Source organism: Candidatus Midichloria mitochondrii IricVA, from assembly GCF_000219355.1.
Taxonomy (GTDB): domain Bacteria; phylum Pseudomonadota; class Alphaproteobacteria; order Rickettsiales; family Midichloriaceae; genus Midichloria; species Midichloria mitochondrii.
The window spans coordinates 649,489-666,790 of the sequence record NC_015722.1 but is presented as its reverse complement, the minus strand read 5'-3'; the positions used below and the strand labels follow the sequence as shown (position 1 = coordinate 666,790).

General features: G+C 37.8%; 15 protein-coding genes, 1 tRNA gene and 3 pseudogenes. 7 read left to right on the top strand and 12 right to left on the bottom strand.

From position 1 onward, the window contains the following. The first annotated feature begins 45 nt into the window (after nucleotides 1–45). Entirely contained in the window at nucleotides 46–1,437 is a 1,392-nt protein-coding gene (locus MIDI_RS03475; protein ID WP_237697328.1) for a TrbL/VirB6 family protein, read from the top strand. 17 nt (nucleotides 1,438–1,454) lie between these two features. Further along, nucleotides 1,455–3,554: a TrbL/VirB6 family protein gene (locus MIDI_RS03470; RefSeq protein ID WP_013951202.1), complete on the top strand. Its 2,100-nt coding sequence runs from the start codon at nucleotides 1,455–1,457 to the stop codon at nucleotides 3,552–3,554. A gap of 72 nt (nucleotides 3,555–3,626) precedes the next feature. On the opposite strand, the gene MIDI_RS07955 is transcribed toward MIDI_RS03470, so the two are convergent. The 7 genes and pseudogenes from MIDI_RS07955 to uvrA form a co-directional block, all read right to left on the bottom strand. After that, nucleotides 3,627–3,854 (bottom strand): hypothetical protein, encoded by a 228-nt coding sequence (locus MIDI_RS07955; RefSeq protein ID WP_148234134.1) that lies wholly within the window; start codon nucleotides 3,852–3,854, stop codon nucleotides 3,627–3,629. Nucleotides 3,855–3,883: 29 nt separating this feature from the next. Then, nucleotides 3,884–4,033 (bottom strand): hypothetical protein, encoded by a 150-nt coding sequence (locus tag MIDI_RS08625; protein ID WP_160162249.1) that lies wholly within the window; start codon nucleotides 4,031–4,033, stop codon nucleotides 3,884–3,886. 788 nt (nucleotides 4,034–4,821) lie between these two features. Beyond that, the gene (locus MIDI_RS03465) at nucleotides 4,822–5,031 is read right to left on the bottom strand and encodes a glycosyl transferase group 1 (RefSeq protein WP_013951201.1); all 210 of its coding nucleotides are present in this window, start codon (nucleotides 5,029–5,031) and stop codon (nucleotides 4,822–4,824) included. Nucleotides 5,032–5,181: 150 nt separating this feature from the next. Beyond that, a complete protein-coding gene (locus MIDI_RS03460) occupies nucleotides 5,182–5,379 on the bottom strand; it encodes a hypothetical protein (RefSeq protein ID WP_148234133.1) in 198 nt (65 codons plus the stop codon). Nucleotides 5,380–5,540: 161 nt separating this feature from the next. After that, complete coding sequence (locus MIDI_RS03455) at nucleotides 5,541–6,131, bottom strand: L-threonylcarbamoyladenylate synthase (protein WP_013951199.1); 591 nt, start codon at nucleotides 6,129–6,131, stop codon at nucleotides 5,541–5,543. A gap of 20 nt (nucleotides 6,132–6,151) precedes the next feature. After that, a tRNA-Asn gene (locus MIDI_RS03450) sits at nucleotides 6,152–6,226 on the bottom strand. Between the two features lie 96 nt (nucleotides 6,227–6,322). Then, nucleotides 6,323–9,198 (bottom strand): annotated as a pseudogene (gene uvrA / locus MIDI_RS03445) (excinuclease ABC subunit UvrA). A gap of 239 nt (nucleotides 9,199–9,437) precedes the next feature. Between uvrA and MIDI_RS07950 the strand changes: the two are divergent. The 4 genes from MIDI_RS07950 (at nucleotide 9,438) to MIDI_RS08620 (ending at nucleotide 10,343) form a co-directional block, all read left to right on the top strand. Next, nucleotides 9,438–9,650 carry a hypothetical protein gene (locus tag MIDI_RS07950; RefSeq protein WP_148234078.1) on the top strand — a complete coding sequence of 71 codons (213 nt, stop codon included), beginning with the start codon at nucleotides 9,438–9,440 and terminating at the stop codon, nucleotides 9,648–9,650. 43 nt (nucleotides 9,651–9,693) lie between these two features. Further along, on the top strand, nucleotides 9,694–9,840 hold the full coding sequence (locus tag MIDI_RS10240) for a transposase (RefSeq protein WP_160162248.1): 147 nt from the start codon (nucleotides 9,694–9,696) through the stop codon (nucleotides 9,838–9,840). Between the two features lie 171 nt (nucleotides 9,841–10,011). Further along, the gene (locus MIDI_RS07090) at nucleotides 10,012–10,149 is read left to right on the top strand and encodes a transposase (protein WP_013951196.1); all 138 of its coding nucleotides are present in this window, start codon (nucleotides 10,012–10,014) and stop codon (nucleotides 10,147–10,149) included. Next, nucleotides 10,104–10,343, top strand: coding sequence for a hypothetical protein (locus tag MIDI_RS08620; RefSeq protein WP_160162247.1), 240 nt, complete (start codon nucleotides 10,104–10,106; stop codon nucleotides 10,341–10,343). Before MIDI_RS07090 ends, MIDI_RS08620 begins: the two co-directional genes overlap by 46 nt. 377 nt (nucleotides 10,344–10,720) lie before the next feature. Here the strand turns inward: MIDI_RS08620 and lpdA are convergent. The 4 genes and pseudogenes from lpdA to MIDI_RS03420 form a co-directional block, all read right to left on the bottom strand. Next, nucleotides 10,721–12,122 (bottom strand): annotated as a pseudogene (lpdA, locus tag MIDI_RS03435) (dihydrolipoyl dehydrogenase). A gap of 1 nt (nucleotide 12,123) precedes the next feature. After that, complete coding sequence (locus MIDI_RS03430) at nucleotides 12,124–12,468, bottom strand: hypothetical protein (RefSeq protein ID WP_148234132.1); 345 nt, start codon at nucleotides 12,466–12,468, stop codon at nucleotides 12,124–12,126. A gap of 73 nt (nucleotides 12,469–12,541) precedes the next feature. Further along, a pseudogene (gene odhB / locus MIDI_RS03425) lies at nucleotides 12,542–13,721 on the bottom strand (2-oxoglutarate dehydrogenase complex dihydrolipoyllysine-residue succinyltransferase). A 13-nt stretch (nucleotides 13,722–13,734) separates the two neighbouring features. Beyond that, nucleotides 13,735–16,545, bottom strand: a complete 2,811-nt coding sequence (locus MIDI_RS03420; RefSeq protein ID WP_013951191.1) for a 2-oxoglutarate dehydrogenase E1 component — start codon at nucleotides 16,543–16,545, stop codon at nucleotides 13,735–13,737. Between the two features lie 373 nt (nucleotides 16,546–16,918). Between MIDI_RS03420 and MIDI_RS08610 the strand changes: the two genes are divergently transcribed. Then, a complete protein-coding gene (locus MIDI_RS08610) occupies nucleotides 16,919–17,068 on the top strand; it encodes a hypothetical protein (RefSeq protein ID WP_160162246.1) in 150 nt (49 codons plus the stop codon). Nucleotides 17,069–17,078: 10 nt separating this feature from the next. On the opposite strand, the gene MIDI_RS08605 is transcribed toward MIDI_RS08610, so the two are convergent. Continuing rightward, complete coding sequence (locus MIDI_RS08605; protein ID WP_160162245.1) at nucleotides 17,079–17,228, bottom strand: hypothetical protein; 150 nt, start codon at nucleotides 17,226–17,228, stop codon at nucleotides 17,079–17,081. Between the last annotated feature and the right edge of the window lie 74 nt (nucleotides 17,229–17,302).

The window sequence follows — 17,302 nt, the reverse complement described above, 5'->3', positions numbered from 1 at the left end:
GAGCCAACGTGCCCAAGGTTATTCCCGATGCCTTGTCAAAGTACTTTGAATAATATTACTAATCCGGCAAAATATGCAGCCTATAACACAACTGGTGAGTATTATATTGCTGTAGAAAAAGAAGTGGAAGCAGCACCAGTTTCTGGGAGTTTAGCTGAGATTCTACAAGAAATAGTTGATTACTTATTTAAAGATGACCCAAATAATCCTAGAAATGGTATTGTGCCAAAAACGTTTAAGCACTTTGTTACAGATACTAATTTTATTACTGCTGTTAGAGCTTTGTTAGTTCTTTATATAGCATTTACTGGTATTAGTTTTATTACTGGACTTGCGCAGACGACTCAAAAAGAGGCCATAATTAGAATAGCAAAAATAAGTATAGTTACTGTATTGATTTCTGATAGAAGTTGGGATTTTTTCAACAATTACTTATTTAATTTGTTTACTGTTGGCTCGTTGGAATTAATCGTGAGAATAGCCAGCTCAATGAATGGTTCTATGCAATTTAATGAGCAAGAATTCTTTAATAATCCTTCGATTATATTTTCTGTATTTGACGCGCCATTTAAACAATTATTTAGCGCTCAAGTGTGGGTAAAAATAGCATCTCTAATATGTGCTAATTTGTTCGGTTTTTTAATTGCAATAGTGATCATATTTGCAATTGGGATGTATGCAATTTGTATTGCAAAAGTTTTAATGTTGTATTTAGTATCTATCATATCTTTAGGTATCCTTTTCTTAGTAGGCCCTATATTTATTTGTTTTATATTATTTCCTTTTACAAAGCAGTTTTTTGATTCTTGGTTTAAACAAATGCTATCATTTGCGTTACAACCAGTGTTTGTCATTACGGCTGTTGCATTTTTAAATACCCTATTAATGACAGCATTATATGTGACTTTAGGATTTACGGCTTGTAAAGTATGCATATTAGGTTTTTCTATTTTAGGCTTTGATGTCTGTTTAATTCCTGGATACATGAGCTTGGCAAGTGCTCACCATCCACCAACTGATTCTTTTGGGATTCCAATTAATTCTTTAGCAAGCGCTATCTTTTTCTTGATTATAGGGCAGGCGATGTATGTTTTCTGTAATTTTTCTTCTTCCCTTGCCAATATGATAGTAACATCAAGCTTTATGGGGTTAAATCTTTCCGAAGCTGCAGCTAATGCTAATCCTGTCAATGCTTTGTTATCAGCTTTTGGATCGCCTAGGGGTGGCTCAGCAGGGGCTGGAAGAGCGGGCGCGCGCGCAAGTGGTAGAGGCGGCAAGGATCGTGTGGGTGGGCAGTATGATAAAGCAAGAAGAGCTCCATTCGGTGAAAATTTAAGGCTGGACGATATTAATGCTAATAATAGGAAAGAGGAAGAGAACACTCAAGAACAGTCTAAAGGATCAGATCGCGATTCGAATAATAGTGGTATTGAGTAAATAGAGGGAGGGAGATAATGAATCATAATCTTTATAAGTTATCCTTATCAGCCTTCAGAACTATTTTTTTTATCTTAGCTATAAGCTATAAATTAATCCTAATAGCGTCAGCTGCTGGTGGAGGAGCATGTATCGCAGCAGATGATTTCGGGTTGGGAGGCTCAATTACAGTACCCGCTAATCCTGATGAAGGTATTACTACTCAAGGGGTTACCAAACTGTTACGTGTTAATCCAAAAAAACAGCAAATTGCCCCTTGGATTGATAGCGGACTATATACTCTTGGCAATCCGCCAGACCCTAAAAACCCAACCCAAAATAGGTTGAAATTAACGATTACTGGCAGTTGGAGCCCATGGGGAGATATAGAAGGATTGGACGTTAACGAGTGCGAATTATTAGATTGTAGTCCGACCAAAAAGCAAGATAGGATTTGTTTGCCAGGCGGAAAAGTCGTAAATAGCGATATTGATAAATTGCCTTGCACCTTAAAGAACGGTTGGGGCTTATATGGATTAATTGCTATGGCGGATTCTGGGGGAAAGAGCTATTACAACCCAAATGACTTAAGTGCAGCGATTAATTTACCCAAAAGCCTTTTTAGAACTTTTAGGGTAGCACCTACCGTCAAAGGAGCAAGGATCAACTCTTCTGCTTTCGATGAAGAGCCAGAGTATGAATATTATTTTGAGCTAGACGCAACACAGTACTGCGATGAAAGCGTCTGTGTTAAGGATGTGCATAAGGAAGGGGGGGAATACATAGTAAGAGGAAGATTGTTTTTTAAAATCCAAGATGGTTATTACCAAGACAACTCTGGGGTTTACAATGTTACAGTAACTAATGGAGTCTATACGGAAAAAGGCTTCATAGAAAGAACTATTAATATGTTTAACAAGCAAATAGACAGAGTTAACAAGTCCCTTTATGAGAATATAGTTCATAACCTCAAGCTTATCACAATAATAAGGGCGTTTTTATTGTTATACATAGTAATAACAGGGGTGATGTTTGCTCTGGGCACCATTAAAGTGAGTCAAAGGGAGCTGATAGTACGATTATTTAAGTTTTCAATTGTTGCAACTCTTATCTCTGATCAAAGCTGGAACTTTTTTAATACATATTTATTTAGCCTGTGCAGAGATGGAGCAAGAGATATAGCGGACATGATTATTAGAGCCACTTTATATTATGATGGTAACCCTAATTCTCCCATATACTACCTACCTGATAAGGCTTCTCCCTTAACTATTTATGATGTTTTGTTAAAAATACTAACTAAGATACCAGTACATGCAAAAACTTGGTCATTAATGTTTTACGAGTGGAAATTATATTGGATTCCATGCATTTATGTTGGATTTTATCTTATAATTGTATCGATGCTCAAGTCGTTGGTTCTTTATTTATTAATGCTTATACAATTTGCTTTGTTGCTAATTGTGGCCCCTATATTCATCGTGATGTTGCTCTTCCAAATTACGAAAGAGTTATTCGATATGTGGATTAAACAAGTTGTTTCTACAGGTATATTATATATCATGCTAGCCACTAGTATTGGCTTAATGGTAAAATTAATTTTTGGACAAATACAGGCTCTACTCTTCTTTAGAGTATGTTGGCAAACTGTTTGGAAGTTGGAAATTCTTGGCTTAACTATCGTAGACTTAAAGTTTTGGTACCCGCAGTCTGCATCGGAGCTCCTCAGTTCTATTAATGCTATTAATTTCTTCGCATTTTTGCTGATGTCCATAGTGTTTTTCTCAATAATGGAAAAAACTCCTGAAATGGCTGATATTATAATAGGACAAGGGAGAATGCCGACAAAAGAGATGTATGCCTCTGGTCTTAACCAGTATAGAAATAGTTTTGTGGCAGTTAAGCTTCGCCAAGCTAAAGCCGCAGCATATCAAGGAGCGATGGCCGCAATTGCTCATGTTGATGGAGGAGTAACTGCTAAAGTGGTTGATACTGTAAACAGAGGAGCTGATATGGCTAAACGAATGTTGGCTAAGTTTGACGAAGGTGTTGGTGAAGGAAGAGGGGACGGCGTAGCCCAAGCTTTTGATACTCCAGACAAGTGGATAAGTAAAGGGGGCGGCGGGGGGTTCTGGTAGTTCGGGTGGGCCAAGTAATGTAGGAGGTCCTGGAGGGGGAGAAGGAGCGCCTAAAAACGATAAGGTTGAAAGTTAACGAGGACAGTAGCCCTGATAAACCTGCAAATACCGATAAAGGAGCGATCTCCGAATAGAAGGCCCGTCAAATATTGAGTCAGTTTTTCGACAACGGCTCGATCGTCTGTATTTACCCGAAGTCAGCGTGAACGGCCTTTGCAGCAATTCGGCAGAATGACCAACGTGATGACTGCGTCTTGCAATCAGCTCAACAAAGCGATTGTAGCTGATAAGCTTCGGCAATTCCTCTCTGAGAGAGGTTTGAACACAGTTTAGGTAAGAATCTTTGAATCCGGTGATGCCCTCAAATGAAGCAAAACGAGGATCGTTATAACTTCGGAAAGCATCATCCTAGACTCTCGTTTCCTTTGTATCTGCGAGTTTCTTAAGGATCTCTTTGGTACGTGAGTTGTCGCTTGCAAAAATCATCAATCAAACAAAATATTTCTACTAGAGGAACCACTTTTCTTATTTATCGTGAAATTGAGAGAAACTTAATGGTTACACAGCTTCTTTAAGACCATATCAGATAATTTCCTTAAACTTACCTCAAACTGGGGTTAACATAGATGAAAGCTCAAATATACCGTCTATCGTAAAAAGACTCCACAACAAGGGCATAAATCATTATAAATGACCGGGTTAATTCTTTAAGAAGGCTGCTAAGGAGATAATGCTTTGCTGAGTTATCTCTGTTATATGCAGTCTCCCCAAGTAAAGAGTATACCTATTAACAATATATGTCAATAATCACTTAAAGCTTTTTTACTATAGCTCGTAATGGCAATATCAAGATACCGATTTACCTAATCATCCGCTCCCTTCTTTGGTTGCTCTTCAAGAGAGTAGAAACCTTCGGTACACAAATAATTATCCTATTTTTTAACCGCAGAAGCTTCTTGTATAACTCTACATCTTTGGTCATTAAATAATCAGTAGTAATTTCATTTTTATTACCTAAAATTATTTTTTAGGATTGATAAAATTTAAATATAACCCCTCTAAAACATTAATATTGTACTGTGCATACCATTCTCTCATCTTTTGAGCTTTTCTTAACTACCTGTCATAATGGTCACACATACCTATCATGGCTTGAGCTAGATTCTCTACCCTAAAGTCATAGTAATTACCCCAGTCATCATTAGGCATAGACTCATAATTTGCCTTTTTATTTTTATATGACTCTACACAACTAACTAGACGAGAGTTACATATAGTTTTCTGCGCTGTATTTATCCGTTATAATCGTCGGAACACCAAGTGCCAAACTTTTTCTTGGAATAATTGAAAATCCTCCGCCTCTTGAAGGGCTTACGTACGCATCTATTTTCTGAAAATCAGCTAAATGTTCCTCATTATCCTTGTTTTTTATCTCAACCTTAACATTGTTTAACTTATTCTCAGCTACAAAGCGCATTATATTCTTGTATAAGCTAGTAGTTGCATGCCTTGCTGAAATGAATAGAGCATATCGGGTCTTTTAGATTAAACTATCTTAAAAGCTTGAATTAGATTATCTTGTTCTTTTCGGTTCTCTAATGAGGAAAAATATCCAAAAGTAAAAACTTTATTTGGCCTTAACTTTTATTGGCGCCCTCAAAAACTCATCTAAGTTGACCAAAAGAGGCAGGTAAAATATAGGTTTTGTTACCCCTGCTTGTTGATAGGGATCAGGCACAGGAACAATATCAAAACACTCATTAAGACAATTTGCAGCGTGGCCAGTAATTTTGTCAGTTTCGAACATTGAAGTGGCAATAAACAAACGCCGATCTTCTCTATTTATCGAATCAAAACAACTTGTTTTGCTGGCTGCAGGGAACCCATTTCCAGAAAAAATTATTTCTTTTGCTCACTACACAATTCTCTATTGGCGCCGAAGGGTTTTTTAGCGCGTCCTAATAAACATACTTATCTTTTTCATAATCATGAGATTAGGCGTAATATGCTATCCTCACTTATACCACCAACTCTTAAAAATTGTACAGTATTATTTGAGCAATCTATAACCGTTGAAGGCTTGGCATTTTTCTGTATCTCTCCATTCACAATAATTGGCACTTTATCTTTAAAAGTTAGTAATAACTCCTGATAATCGAAAATATCATTATTACCCGATGGATTAGCACTCGTTCCCGTAATTGGTTTTCCAAAGTTATTAATTATTTCCATAATCAAAGAACTGCTAGGCATCCTCACTGCAATTTTTTCGGATATGGACAAATTTTTTGCTAGTTTGCCTTTTAACTTCAAAATCAAGGTTAAAGGTCCAGACCAGAATTTCTTTGCTAATTTCATTGCTAAATCATTAAACTCAAAAAACCTTTCAGCTTGTTCGAATGAGCTAACAAAGACAGGGAGAGCTTTTTCTAACTTTCGGCTCTTAATCTCAAATAAATTTGACACAGCTTTCTCTGAAGTTGCATCGACCGATAAAGCAAAAAGCGTATCTGTAGGTAAAACAACCGGCTCAGCCCTAGACAAGGCGCTCACCACATCTTTTACTATAAAAAGCATACGGCACAGATAAAAAAAGGTGGCTCCCCGGGCTGGACTCGAACCAGCGACCAAGCGGTTAACAGCCGCTTGCTCTACCGCTGAGCTACCGGGGAACTTAAATTGTCACGAACCTTATAGCAATAGGGCTATAAAAAGTCCATAACAAATTTTTACATTTTAAGTATTTCTTTGCAAATATAAAAATATATTTATATTAGGAGCGGCTTCAAATACTTACCAGTTATACTTTCTTTACTTGAAATTATTTCCTCAGGAGTTCCGGTTACAACCACAGCACCACCTTTACTGCCTCCTTCTGGCCCTATATCTACAACATAATCAGCAGTTTTAACAACATCTAAATTGTGTTCAATTACCACTACAGTATTCTCTGCGTCTACTAATTTGTGTAGCACAACTAATAATTTTTGGATATCATGCATATGCAACCCAGTTGTTGGTTCATCAAGTATATAAAGAGTACGGCCGGTTGATTTTTTTAGAAAGTTCTTTCGCTAACTTAATTCTCTGCGCTTCCCCGCCCGAGAGAGTAGTTGCGGATTGCCCAATTTTCATGTATCCCAGACCAACTTCTTTTAAAGCCATTACCTTTTCTAAAATTAATGGAACATTTGAAAAAAATCCTGCTGTCTCATCAACAGTCATATTCAAAACATCTGCAATCGACTTATCCTTGTATTTTATTTCCAGAGTTTCTTTATTGTACCGGCTGCCTTTACATTCGTCACACTGCACATATACATCTGGAAGGAAATGCATTTCTATTTTTATTACGCCATCTCCCTCACATGTTTCGCATCTACCGCCCTTTACATTGAACGAAAACCTACCGGAGTTATAACCTCGGGCTTTTGACTCTTGAAGGGTTGCAAACCAGTCTCTAATATGAGTAAATGCTCCGGTATATGTAGCCGGATTGGACCTTGGCGTTCTACCTATTGGAGATTGATCTATTTGAATAATCTTATCTGTGTACTCCAAGCCAGTTATTTTATCATAAGCACCAGGAGTAATTTTGCTATGATGTAGCTTTTTGAGTGCAGCCTTATAAAGAGTATTAATTACAAAACTCGACTTGCCACTACCAGAAACCCCAGTAAAGGCAACAAAGCTTCCTATTGGAATAGAAACAGATATGTTCTTTAAATTATTAGATCTGGCTCCTGTAATTTCTATAAATTTATTCTTTAAACCAGGCCTCCTGCTTTTTGGGACTTCAATGACTAGCTCTTTAGATAAATATTTCCCCGTTATGCTCTCTTTGACTTGAGCTACCTCCTCTGGCCGCCCCTGAGCAATTATTTGTCCACCATGAACTCCCGCGCCAGGTCCAACATCGATAAGATGATCTGCTGCCTTCATCGTATCCATATCATGTTCAACTACTATAACTGTATTACCTAAATCTCGTAGATGCCAAAGAGTGTTTAAAAGTCTATCATTATCGCGTTGATGTAAACCTATTGACGGTTCGTCCAGTACATATAAAACACCGCTAAGACCTGAACCAATTTGAGAAGCTAATCTGATCCTTTGGCCCTCTCCCCCCAGACAGCGTAGTTGCCTTCCTACTCAAAATCAGATAATCAAGCCCTACATCGTTTAAAAACTTTAATCTTTTTGTGATCTCTTTAACAAGCCTTTCAGCAATTTGTTTGTGAGTATTATTTAATGCTTCTTCAAGATGAGCAAACCATTCTAATGATTGACTGATGGTCATATTACACATTTCTCCTATGTGCTTACCGGCTATCTTAACGCAAAGAGATTCCATTTTCAATCTGTAGCCGTTACAAGCGCTACAATCTTTTGCAGTTTGATAATTCGCCATTTCTTCGGCCACTTGACTGCTCTCAGTTTTTTGCATTCTCTTTTCTAATAATGGAATAACACCTTCAAATGTTTTTTTAACAGTAGATTTGCGGAATCCATCGTCGTACGTAAAACTAATCGATTCATTGCCCGAGCCATAGAATATTACATTTTGTATTTCTTCAGATAACGAACTAAACGGCTGAGTAGTACTGAATTTGTAGTGTCTCGCTAAAGACTCAAAAGTTTGCTCATGAAACTTTAATTGAGAAACTATAGATATCACCGATTTGCTAAATGGTAATACAGCCCCTTCTGCAATACTTAACTGTAAATTTGGTACGATTAAACCTTGGTCAAAGTAAATTTCGGTTCCAAGACCATTACAATAAGGGCAAGCACCGTACGGGCTATTAAAAGAAAAGATTCTCGGTTCGATCTCAGTTAATGAAAAGCCAGAAACATGACATGCAAACTTCTCAGAAAACACCAAAACATCACCAGCTTTATTTTTAGATTCTGCCCCTTCTGGAATTGAAACTATTTCAACATACAAAATACCATCTGAAAGCTTTAATGCTGTCTCAACACTATCAGCAAGTCTATTTCCGAGTTCATGATCTAAAGAAATACGATCAACCACTACAGAGATCTCGTGTTTTTTATTTTTATCTAGCATCGGTAGATCATCAAATTCATAGAACGAATCATCTATTTTTACTCGCTCATACCCATGCTTACGCATCATTAAAAGTTCTTTACGATACTCGCCTTTTTGCCCTCTAGCAATTGGAGCTAAGATATAAAGCCTTGTATTCTCTGGAAGCTTTAATACTTCCTCAGTCATTTGACTTGCAGTCTGTTTCTCAATAGGAAGGCCAGTAGCAGGTGAATAGGGTATGCCTATACGGGCATATAAAACTCTTAAATAATCATAAATTTCAGTTGCAGTGGCAACTGTTGAGCGGGGGTTCCTCGAAGTGGTTTTTTGATCAATCGCAATAGCAGGTGAGAGACCTTCTATCGATTCTACATTAGGCTTAGCTTGCGCTTCGAGGAATTGCCTTGCATATGTAGAAAGGCTCTCAACATACCTACGCTTCCCTTCAGCATAAATAGTATCGAAGGCCAAAGAAGACTTACCTGACCCGCTTACCCCAGTTATTACTACGAGCTTTTCTTTTGGGACATCAATATTAATATTCTTAAGGTTATGTTCTTTGGCGCCCTTTATAGATATAAAACCGTGCATTTGCTCTTCTACTTTATTTTTTTAAGGTATGGAGTATGGTAGCAATGCCTCTTCTTATATTCAACTAAATTCTTTTTGGCAAAAATAAATATTATTTAACCCCAGTTTTAGGTAAGTTTTTAAAGAAATTATCTGATATGGCTTCAAAGAAGCTGTGTAACCATTAAGTTTCTCTCAATTTCACGATAAATAAGGAAAATGGTTCTCTTAATCGAAATATTCTGTTCGATCGGTGAGTTTTGCAAGCGACAACTCACGTACCAAAGATCCTTAAGAAACTCGCAGAGACAAAGGGAACGAGAGTCTGGGATGATGCTTTCCGAAGTTATAACGATCCTCGTTTTGTTTCATTTGAGGGCATTACCGGATTCAAAGATTTTTACCTAAACTGTTTTCAAATCTCTCTCAGAGAGGAATTGCCGAAGCTTATCAGCTACAAATCGCCTTGTTGAGCTGGATGCGAGACGCGGTCATTCCGTTGGTCATTCTGCTGAATTGCTGCAAAGGGAAACAAACAGGTACGTTGACTCAACAAAAAGCTGGAAGGTTTGTCATAACTCACGTACTAGCAGTAATAAGGCCTTTAAAGGCGTCGCTCAGCGTGGGAAAACGTCGACCCGGATGGTTCTTTGGCCTCAATGATCAAGGAGAGATTATGTCATTCACACTGACATCAGTAATACAGATGATCGAGCCGTTGTCGAGAAACTGACTCAATATTTGACAGGCCTTCTATTCGGAGATCGGTGGTATATAAGCAAAAACACTGAGCAATCAAGGTATTGAGCTCGTCACCCACGGCTTAAGAAAAACATGAAAAACAAAACCCGGCTTGCGGCTTTTAAACAACTGCTTCTTGCAGGGCGTGGATTGATTGAAACAGCCATCGGAGAATTGAAAGAGATTTGCCAAATCCAGCGCCACGGCATCGCTCGCCAAACAATTTCTTGACAGACCTCTTTCTCAGGGCTCTTGGCTTATGTCTTCAACCCAATATTATCTCATGGAAAAATAGGCTCACGGGCATACTCCCTAACGTCAAACTGAGGTTTATATTAATACAAAGTAAATTTAAACGCCCAGCTTGCTGGACAGCTCAAGAACGGCACGTTTACTTTATGGGTCGCCGTGCAAGCTTAGCTTAAAAGTGGCGAAAAGTGTGCCATACTTTTCTGTTGCAAACTTGCTTTAGTGCAATTCTGTGAGTAAAATGAGTATAATAGGTGGTGAGTTAAAAGCATTTCTGTTGGGAGCTCTTGAAAACTGTTAAAGCACCAATTTTTGAAGCTTTTCGCTACTCAAGGATAGGCCTTTTGGCCAAGGGCAGCGTCCAAACTTCTCATGGGCGTGTCTCTTTCGCAACTATAGGCTTTAGAATAGCCTCAGCCAATTCTTCGAGTAGAGGTGGTAGAGGTTACACACTGCGGAGAATTTCTTATTTATAAGGCCAAAGGTGATCAAACTTCAGAGAAACTTAGTTCGCCTCTTCCAGGTACAATTGCAGCCTTTTGCTTAGCTTTAACTATATATGTATAGCCGAGGCAAAAGCTGCTAAAGAAGCCTCCTTAATTGCTTCACTATACCCAGGGTGGGCATGGCTAGTTCTAGCAATATCTTCAGCTGCTGCTTTAAATTCTATACCAACGCATATTTCTCCTATTAATTCTCCGGCGTTAATTCCAATGATATGCGCGCCTAGGATCATATCATCTGATCTGGAGGTAATAATTTTGACAAATCCCTCGCTTTCACCACTAGTTCTAGCTCGACTGCTGGCTAAAAATGGAAACTTACCAACTTTATAATCTATACCTTCAGCTTTAATTTGGTCTTCAGTTTTGCCGACATAGGCGACCTCAGGATGAGTATAGACAACGGAGGGTATAGCATTATAATTGACATGCCCATGCTGGCCTGCAATGATTTCAGCAACGGCAACACCCTCTTCTTCAGCTTTGTGAGCAAGCATTGGGCCCTTGATTACGTCACCTATAGCATAAATGTTGTTTATAGAGGTGAGGTAATTATCATTTACTTCAATTCTTGCTTTAGCATCAAGTTTTGGGCCAATATTTTCTAAATTTAAGCCAATTGTATAGGGTTTTCTGCCAATTGCCACAAGTAAAACGTCAGTCTCGATACTTTCTTTATTAGCATCAGCTTTTTCAATTTCCAAGGAGATCCCAGAATTAGTTTTAGTAGCTTTTAATGCCTTGGTCTGCAAAACGAATTTGATACCTTGCTTTTCTAGTATCTTTTGCATTTCCTTTGAAATATCAGCATCGGCAGTAGCTAAGATTTTATCTGCACACTCCACAATAGTAACCTCGGATCCAAGTCTAGACCAAACGGAAGCCATTTCGAGCCCAATGACTCCGGCTCCTAAAACGACCATTTTTTTAGGAGGGGTTTTCAAGGACAAGGCACCTGTTGAAGAGACGATCTTTTCTTCATCTATACTAATGCTTGGTAAGCTAATAGGTTCAGAGCCAGTTGCTATTACAAAGTTTTGAGCTTTAATATTTTCAGTGCTTCCGTCCTTCTTCTTAATTTCTACTGTATTTTGATCTATAAAACTTGCAAAACCGTTGATATAAGAGACTTTATTTTTTCTAAAAAGTCCTTCTATCCCTTTTCCTAAGTCATTTACTACTTTTTCCTTACGGGCTTGCATTTTTTCTAGAGAAAAAGTTAGCTCTTTGAATTCAACACCGTACTCAGCAAAGTGTTTGCTCGCTTCAAAATATTTGTGTGAGGAGTTAAGTAAAGTTTTGGAAGGTATACATCCAACATTTAAACAAGTTCCGCCTAATCTTTCTCGCATCTCAATACAGGCCACTTTTTTTACCAAGTTGAGAGGCTTTTATTGCGCAAACATAACCACCCGGGCCGCCACCAATTACTACTACATCAAATTCTTGCATTTTAATTACCTACTGCTTTAATAAATATCCTTTTTACTTTTATTGTTTTTTCATAGTCACAACTTGCGCATCTATATTCTTCAAGATGCAATTCGCTTCCATATTGCAATTGTATAGTGAATAACTCAATTCTAATATCATTTTTTCTGCCAGTGATATCATTTTCAGAGCATTCATAAACCCAATTTTTACTACATTTAGGGCATCTATATAGTTTAAGAAAAAATAGAAATAGTAATAAGAAAGTTGTTATGATACTGCCTGTGATTAAGCTGAAATGCGTTCTCAACGAATCTAGGCTAATGAAACTATCAGTAGCTGCAGACTTTAATATAATGACTGGCACTAAAGTTCCGATAAATAATGAGGCTAGCAAAGATCTTTTGAAAGAAGAGCGTTTCAACATGACGTTTTAAAGGCTAAATATCAAATAATAACCTCTCAGGAGTTTCTATCATCTCTTTGATTCGGAATAAGAATGTTACTGCTTCTTTGCCATCAATGATTCGGTGATCATATGAAAGAGCAATATACATTATAGGGCGAACAACTATTTGACCTTTAACAACATAAGGACGTTCAACGATATTGTGCATACCAAGAATTGCTGACTGAGGTGGATTAATTATTGGTGTTGAAAGCATGGAGCCATAGATACCACCATTAGTAATACTAAATGTACCGCCGCTCATATCGGCTATACTCAATTTACTTTCTTTAGCTTTTTGCCCCAAATTAGCGATAGTTTTTTCTATCTCGGCAAAGGATAAGGAATCCGCATCTCTCACAACGGGTACCACTAGACCATTTTCGGTGCCAACGGCCACTCCAATATCATAGTAATTTTTATATATAATATCATCGCCGTTAATTTCTGCATTAACCGCAGGGATTTCTTTCAATGCCTGGATTACAGCTTTTACAAAAAAGGACATAAACCCCAATTTTATGCCATGCTTTTTTTGGAATTTTTCCTGATAAGTTTGACGCGCTTGTATAATCGCTGACATATTAACTTCGTTAAAAGTAGTTAAAATAGCAGCGGTATTTTGAGAATCTTTTAATCTTGCAGCAATAGTTTTTCTTAGTCTACTCATCTTAACTCGAGTTTCGCGAGCGCTACTATCAATAGCAGAAGAGGCTGTAAGAGTAGGTGAGGAAGAAGGATGCTGCATCATCACGTCCCCTTTGGTAATCCTTCCATCTCTACCGGTCCCAGATATTGTAGAGAGGTCAACCCTATTATCTGCTGCAAGTTTTGTTGCTGCAGGGGAAGCGGTAGGAAATTTTTCTGTTTTAACAGGAACTCCAGAGGCGGCCGTAGGAGAAGATTTTGGTACAGAAGGAGTACTTGCAACTGCTTTTTCATCAATCACACCCAATACTTGGTTAACTTTGACTGTCGCACCGTCTGCGGCTAAAATTTCTGATATGACGCCCGCTGAGGGAGCTGTAACTTCTAATGTTATCTTGTCGGTCTCGAGTTCCAGTAATATCTCGTCAACTTTAACCGCTTCACCATTTTTTTTTACGCCACTCGAGTACAGTTGCTTCTGTAACCGATTCTCCAAGTGGTGGTACTACTATATTCACACTCATTTTTTTCTCCTTTTTAACTTAAAGCTTTTGTAATAAAATTATCTAATTCTTTGATATGCAATTTCATATAACCAGCAGCTGTTGAGGCTGATTCAGCCCTTCCAGCATATAACAACTCTTTCATGTTAACATAAATTTCTTTTAAGATTTTCTCTATTCTATACTTCACAAATAAATAAGCTCCACCGTTTTCATGCTCTTCTTGGCACCATATAAATTTTGCATTTGGATGTTTAGATAATAATTCTTTTAATTCCTTTGCTGGGAAAGGGTAAAGTTGCTCTAACCTTATAATAACAGTGTCTTTTATGCCAAGTGCCCTCCTTTTCTCAAATAAATCATAGTAAACCTTGCCGCTACATATGATAACTTTTTTAGCATCAGCAGTTATTTCTCCATCTTCTAATAGAGGATGGAATTCTGTATTAAGATCCATTTCTTCAAGGCTGGAAACCGCTAATTTATGACGTAACAAAGATTTTGGGGCCATAACAATTAGAGGCTTTCTGTAATTACGATGCATTTGTCTTCGTAGCGCATGGAAGAGTGAAGCCGGAGTAGTGCAATTAACCACTTGAATGTTATCTTCGGCAGCTAACTGTAAAAATCTTTCAAGGCGCGCTGAACTATGCTCAGGTCCTTGGCCTTCATAGCCATGGGGTAATAATAGTACCAACCCGTTAGCCCTTAACCACTTAGCTTCGCCTGCTGCAATGAACTGATCGATAACAACTTGCGCTCCATTTGCAAAATCACCAAACTGTGCTTCCCATATGACTAGAGACTTTGGAGAGGAGAAACTATAACCATATTCAAATGCCAAAGCTGCAAGTTCGGAAAGGTTGCTGTTATTTATTTCCAACCTAGCTTTTTGATTAGAATCCAAATTATTTAGAGGTATGTATCTGGTTTCATTAACTTGATCAGTAAGCACTGCATGCCTATGCGAAAATGTACCTCTTTCACAATCTTGTCCTGTAATTCTTATATTAAAGCCTTCCATTAATAGAGTCGCATAAGCTAAAGATTCGCCCATAGCCCAATCAAGATCAGCTCCTTTTTCCATCATCTGAATTTTTGCTTGAAATTGCCTAGCTATTTTAGAGTTCAAGTTAAAAGATGTAGGAATTGTTGCTAATTTTTTACCTAGGTCTATTAAAGTGTTCTTTTCTACTCCGGTTGGAGATGTGGTTTTTTCGTCAAGAGGCTGTAAGGTTTTCCATATACCTTTAAACCAATCTGCTTCAGTTGGCTTATATGATTTAGAGATTTCCAACTCCGAGTTTAAAAATCCTTTGAATTCATCAAGTATTTTTTGATATTCAGGAGCTGTGATTATATTTTGTGTGATCAATGCTTCTGCATATAAGTCAGCAGGGTTCTTGTGTTTATCTATAGTCTGGTACATTAAGGGCTGAGTGAACATAGGTTCATCACCTTCGTTATGACCATATTTTCTATAGCAAACTATATCTAAAAATACATCTTTATTAAATTTCAAACGGTATTCAACAGCTAGCTGTGCCGCTCTAATAACTGCTTCAATATCATCGCCATTCACATGTAAAATAGGGGCATTAATTGCTTTTGCTATATCGGTGCAGTATCTGCCAAATCTATCTGCGGAAACATTAGTAGTAAAGCCAATTTGGTTATTGATTACCAAGTGAAATACGCCTCCTATTTTATAAGCCTCGAGCTGGCCGGACATCAATGATTCAGCCACGCTTCCTTGACCAGCAAGTGCGGCATCACCATGTATCAGAAAAGCTAGTGCTTTTCGGCGAGCTTGGTCTTCTTTGTAATCTTGTTTTGCTCTGACGCGTCCAAGTACTACTGAATTTACGGCTTCTAGATGAGAAGGGTTCGGTGTTAGTGATAAATGTATTTTCTTGCCTCCGATTTCTCTGTCCATTGAAGCCCCGAGATGATATTTTACATCGCCTGGCATATCTAAATCTTCTGGAAATGCAAGTACCCCAGCAAATTCAGAAAGGAGAGCATGGTAAGGCTTTCCAAGGATTTTAGTTAAGACATTTAATCTACCTCTATGTGCCATACCAATCACTATTTCTTCAATATTTGCGGCACCAAAAAGCTCAATCGCTATTTCCATCACGACGATTGCTGCCTCTCCGCCTTCTATCGAGAATCTCTTGGTGCCTGGAAATTTGGTGTGTAGAAAGTCTTCGAAATAAGTGGCTTCTAATAGATGTTTTAGGATCCGCTTTTTAAACTCATTTTGAATTGGCTGGTTGAGTGAAGTTTGTTCTAGTTGTTGGCAAATCCACGACTTTTCTTCATGATTCTCTATATGAGATAATTCGATACCGATCTTGTTAGCATAAATTGATTTAGCTTTTTCTAAAGCTTCTGCCAAAGATACTGTTCCTAAATTTAAAATCTTTCCGAAATCAAACTGTTTAACAAGGTCAGCTTGAGAAAGACCATGACTTTCCAAAGCCAAAAGAGGGTGAGGGTTGGCTCTGGTCAAGTTTAAAGGATCAAGGTTGATTGCAGTATGACCATAATCTATATAAGCGTTAATTAAAGATATAGCGGCTGAGGTGAGCTCGTTATTTGTAACTTTAGCAGCAGGAGAGGGAGCAGAAGATTTTACCGGATGAAATATAGATGAATCTCTGGGAGTTTTTGCAGCAATATTGTTGAGTAAACTCTTGGATTCATCTTGAAATGCCTTAAAGTAATCTTGCCAAGATGGATCGATGCTGTTTGGATTTTCTAAGTATTGCTTATATAAAGATTCAATAAAAGTTGCGTTACTTCCAAACAAATAAGAGTTAGACTGAAGTGCATCACTCATCTTAAAACACCTTTAATTCTTCAAAATTCTAATTAATTACAATCTAGCTATATATAAAATTTATATAACCAAAACTCAAGCCCAACCCTTCCGGATCACGAAGATTCAGTTGTAGGATAGCATACCAAACTAATATTTAAAAAAATAATATGCTTTATACTCAAACAAAAACTCAAAAACTTGGCTTTTCATTTCTAAGCCCCTATCAGGCTCAAGAAGAAGTAACAGTAAATGAAAATATAAATAAAATAGATCTATTGCTCAATAGGGGAGTAAAATCTTTCACCAAAAATTTTGAAGTTTCTTCATTAGTTTAATGGGGATCCAGTGATCGTGCCAGCAGATTTAGAAGGCGACTTAGCTGGTCACAAGAGTGAAGTTATTGTACACTGACGAATTACAATATATCAGGCCAACTGAAGGTATGATATTCTGGGCCCAAGAAGAGAGATGTTTGATTGCATATACTAACAATCAATGGATTAAATTAATTGAAGATAAAAGTAGTTCTGCGAGCTTATGACTCGCTGGTGTTATAGTCTGCTCTTGCGTAAAGTGTCAAGCTCGCTGCTATTTTCTTCATAATTGGCCGTGTTTGGAGTGATATAGCTATCATCATCGATTACTGAAACATCAGCTTTTTCATAATGAAGCTTATTCAATGTGGCATCAAGCTTATGCAACACCTCATCCACTCCTTCATAGGTATGAACATCATACTAAGCTGAATCCCATCCAGGTTGTCTGTGAGCTTCCT

What these genes read in the sequence shown, in the direction of transcription:
- MIDI_RS03470 (WP_013951202.1), top strand. Translation starts at nt 1,455, where the DNA reads ATGAATCATAATCTTTATAAGTTATCCTTATCAGCCTTCAGAACTATT.
- MIDI_RS03465 (WP_013951201.1), bottom strand. Translation starts at nt 5,031, where the DNA reads ATGCGCTTTGTAGCTGAGAATAAGTTAAACAATGTTAAGGTTGAGATA.
- MIDI_RS03455 (WP_013951199.1), bottom strand. Translation starts at nt 6,131, where the DNA reads ATGCTTTTTATAGTAAAAGATGTGGTGAGCGCCTTGTCTAGGGCTGAG.
- MIDI_RS07090 (WP_013951196.1), top strand. Translation starts at nt 10,012, where the DNA reads ATGAAAAACAAAACCCGGCTTGCGGCTTTTAAACAACTGCTTCTTGCA.
- MIDI_RS03420 (WP_013951191.1), bottom strand. Translation starts at nt 16,545, where the DNA reads ATGAGTGATGCACTTCAGTCTAACTCTTATTTGTTTGGAAGTAACGCA.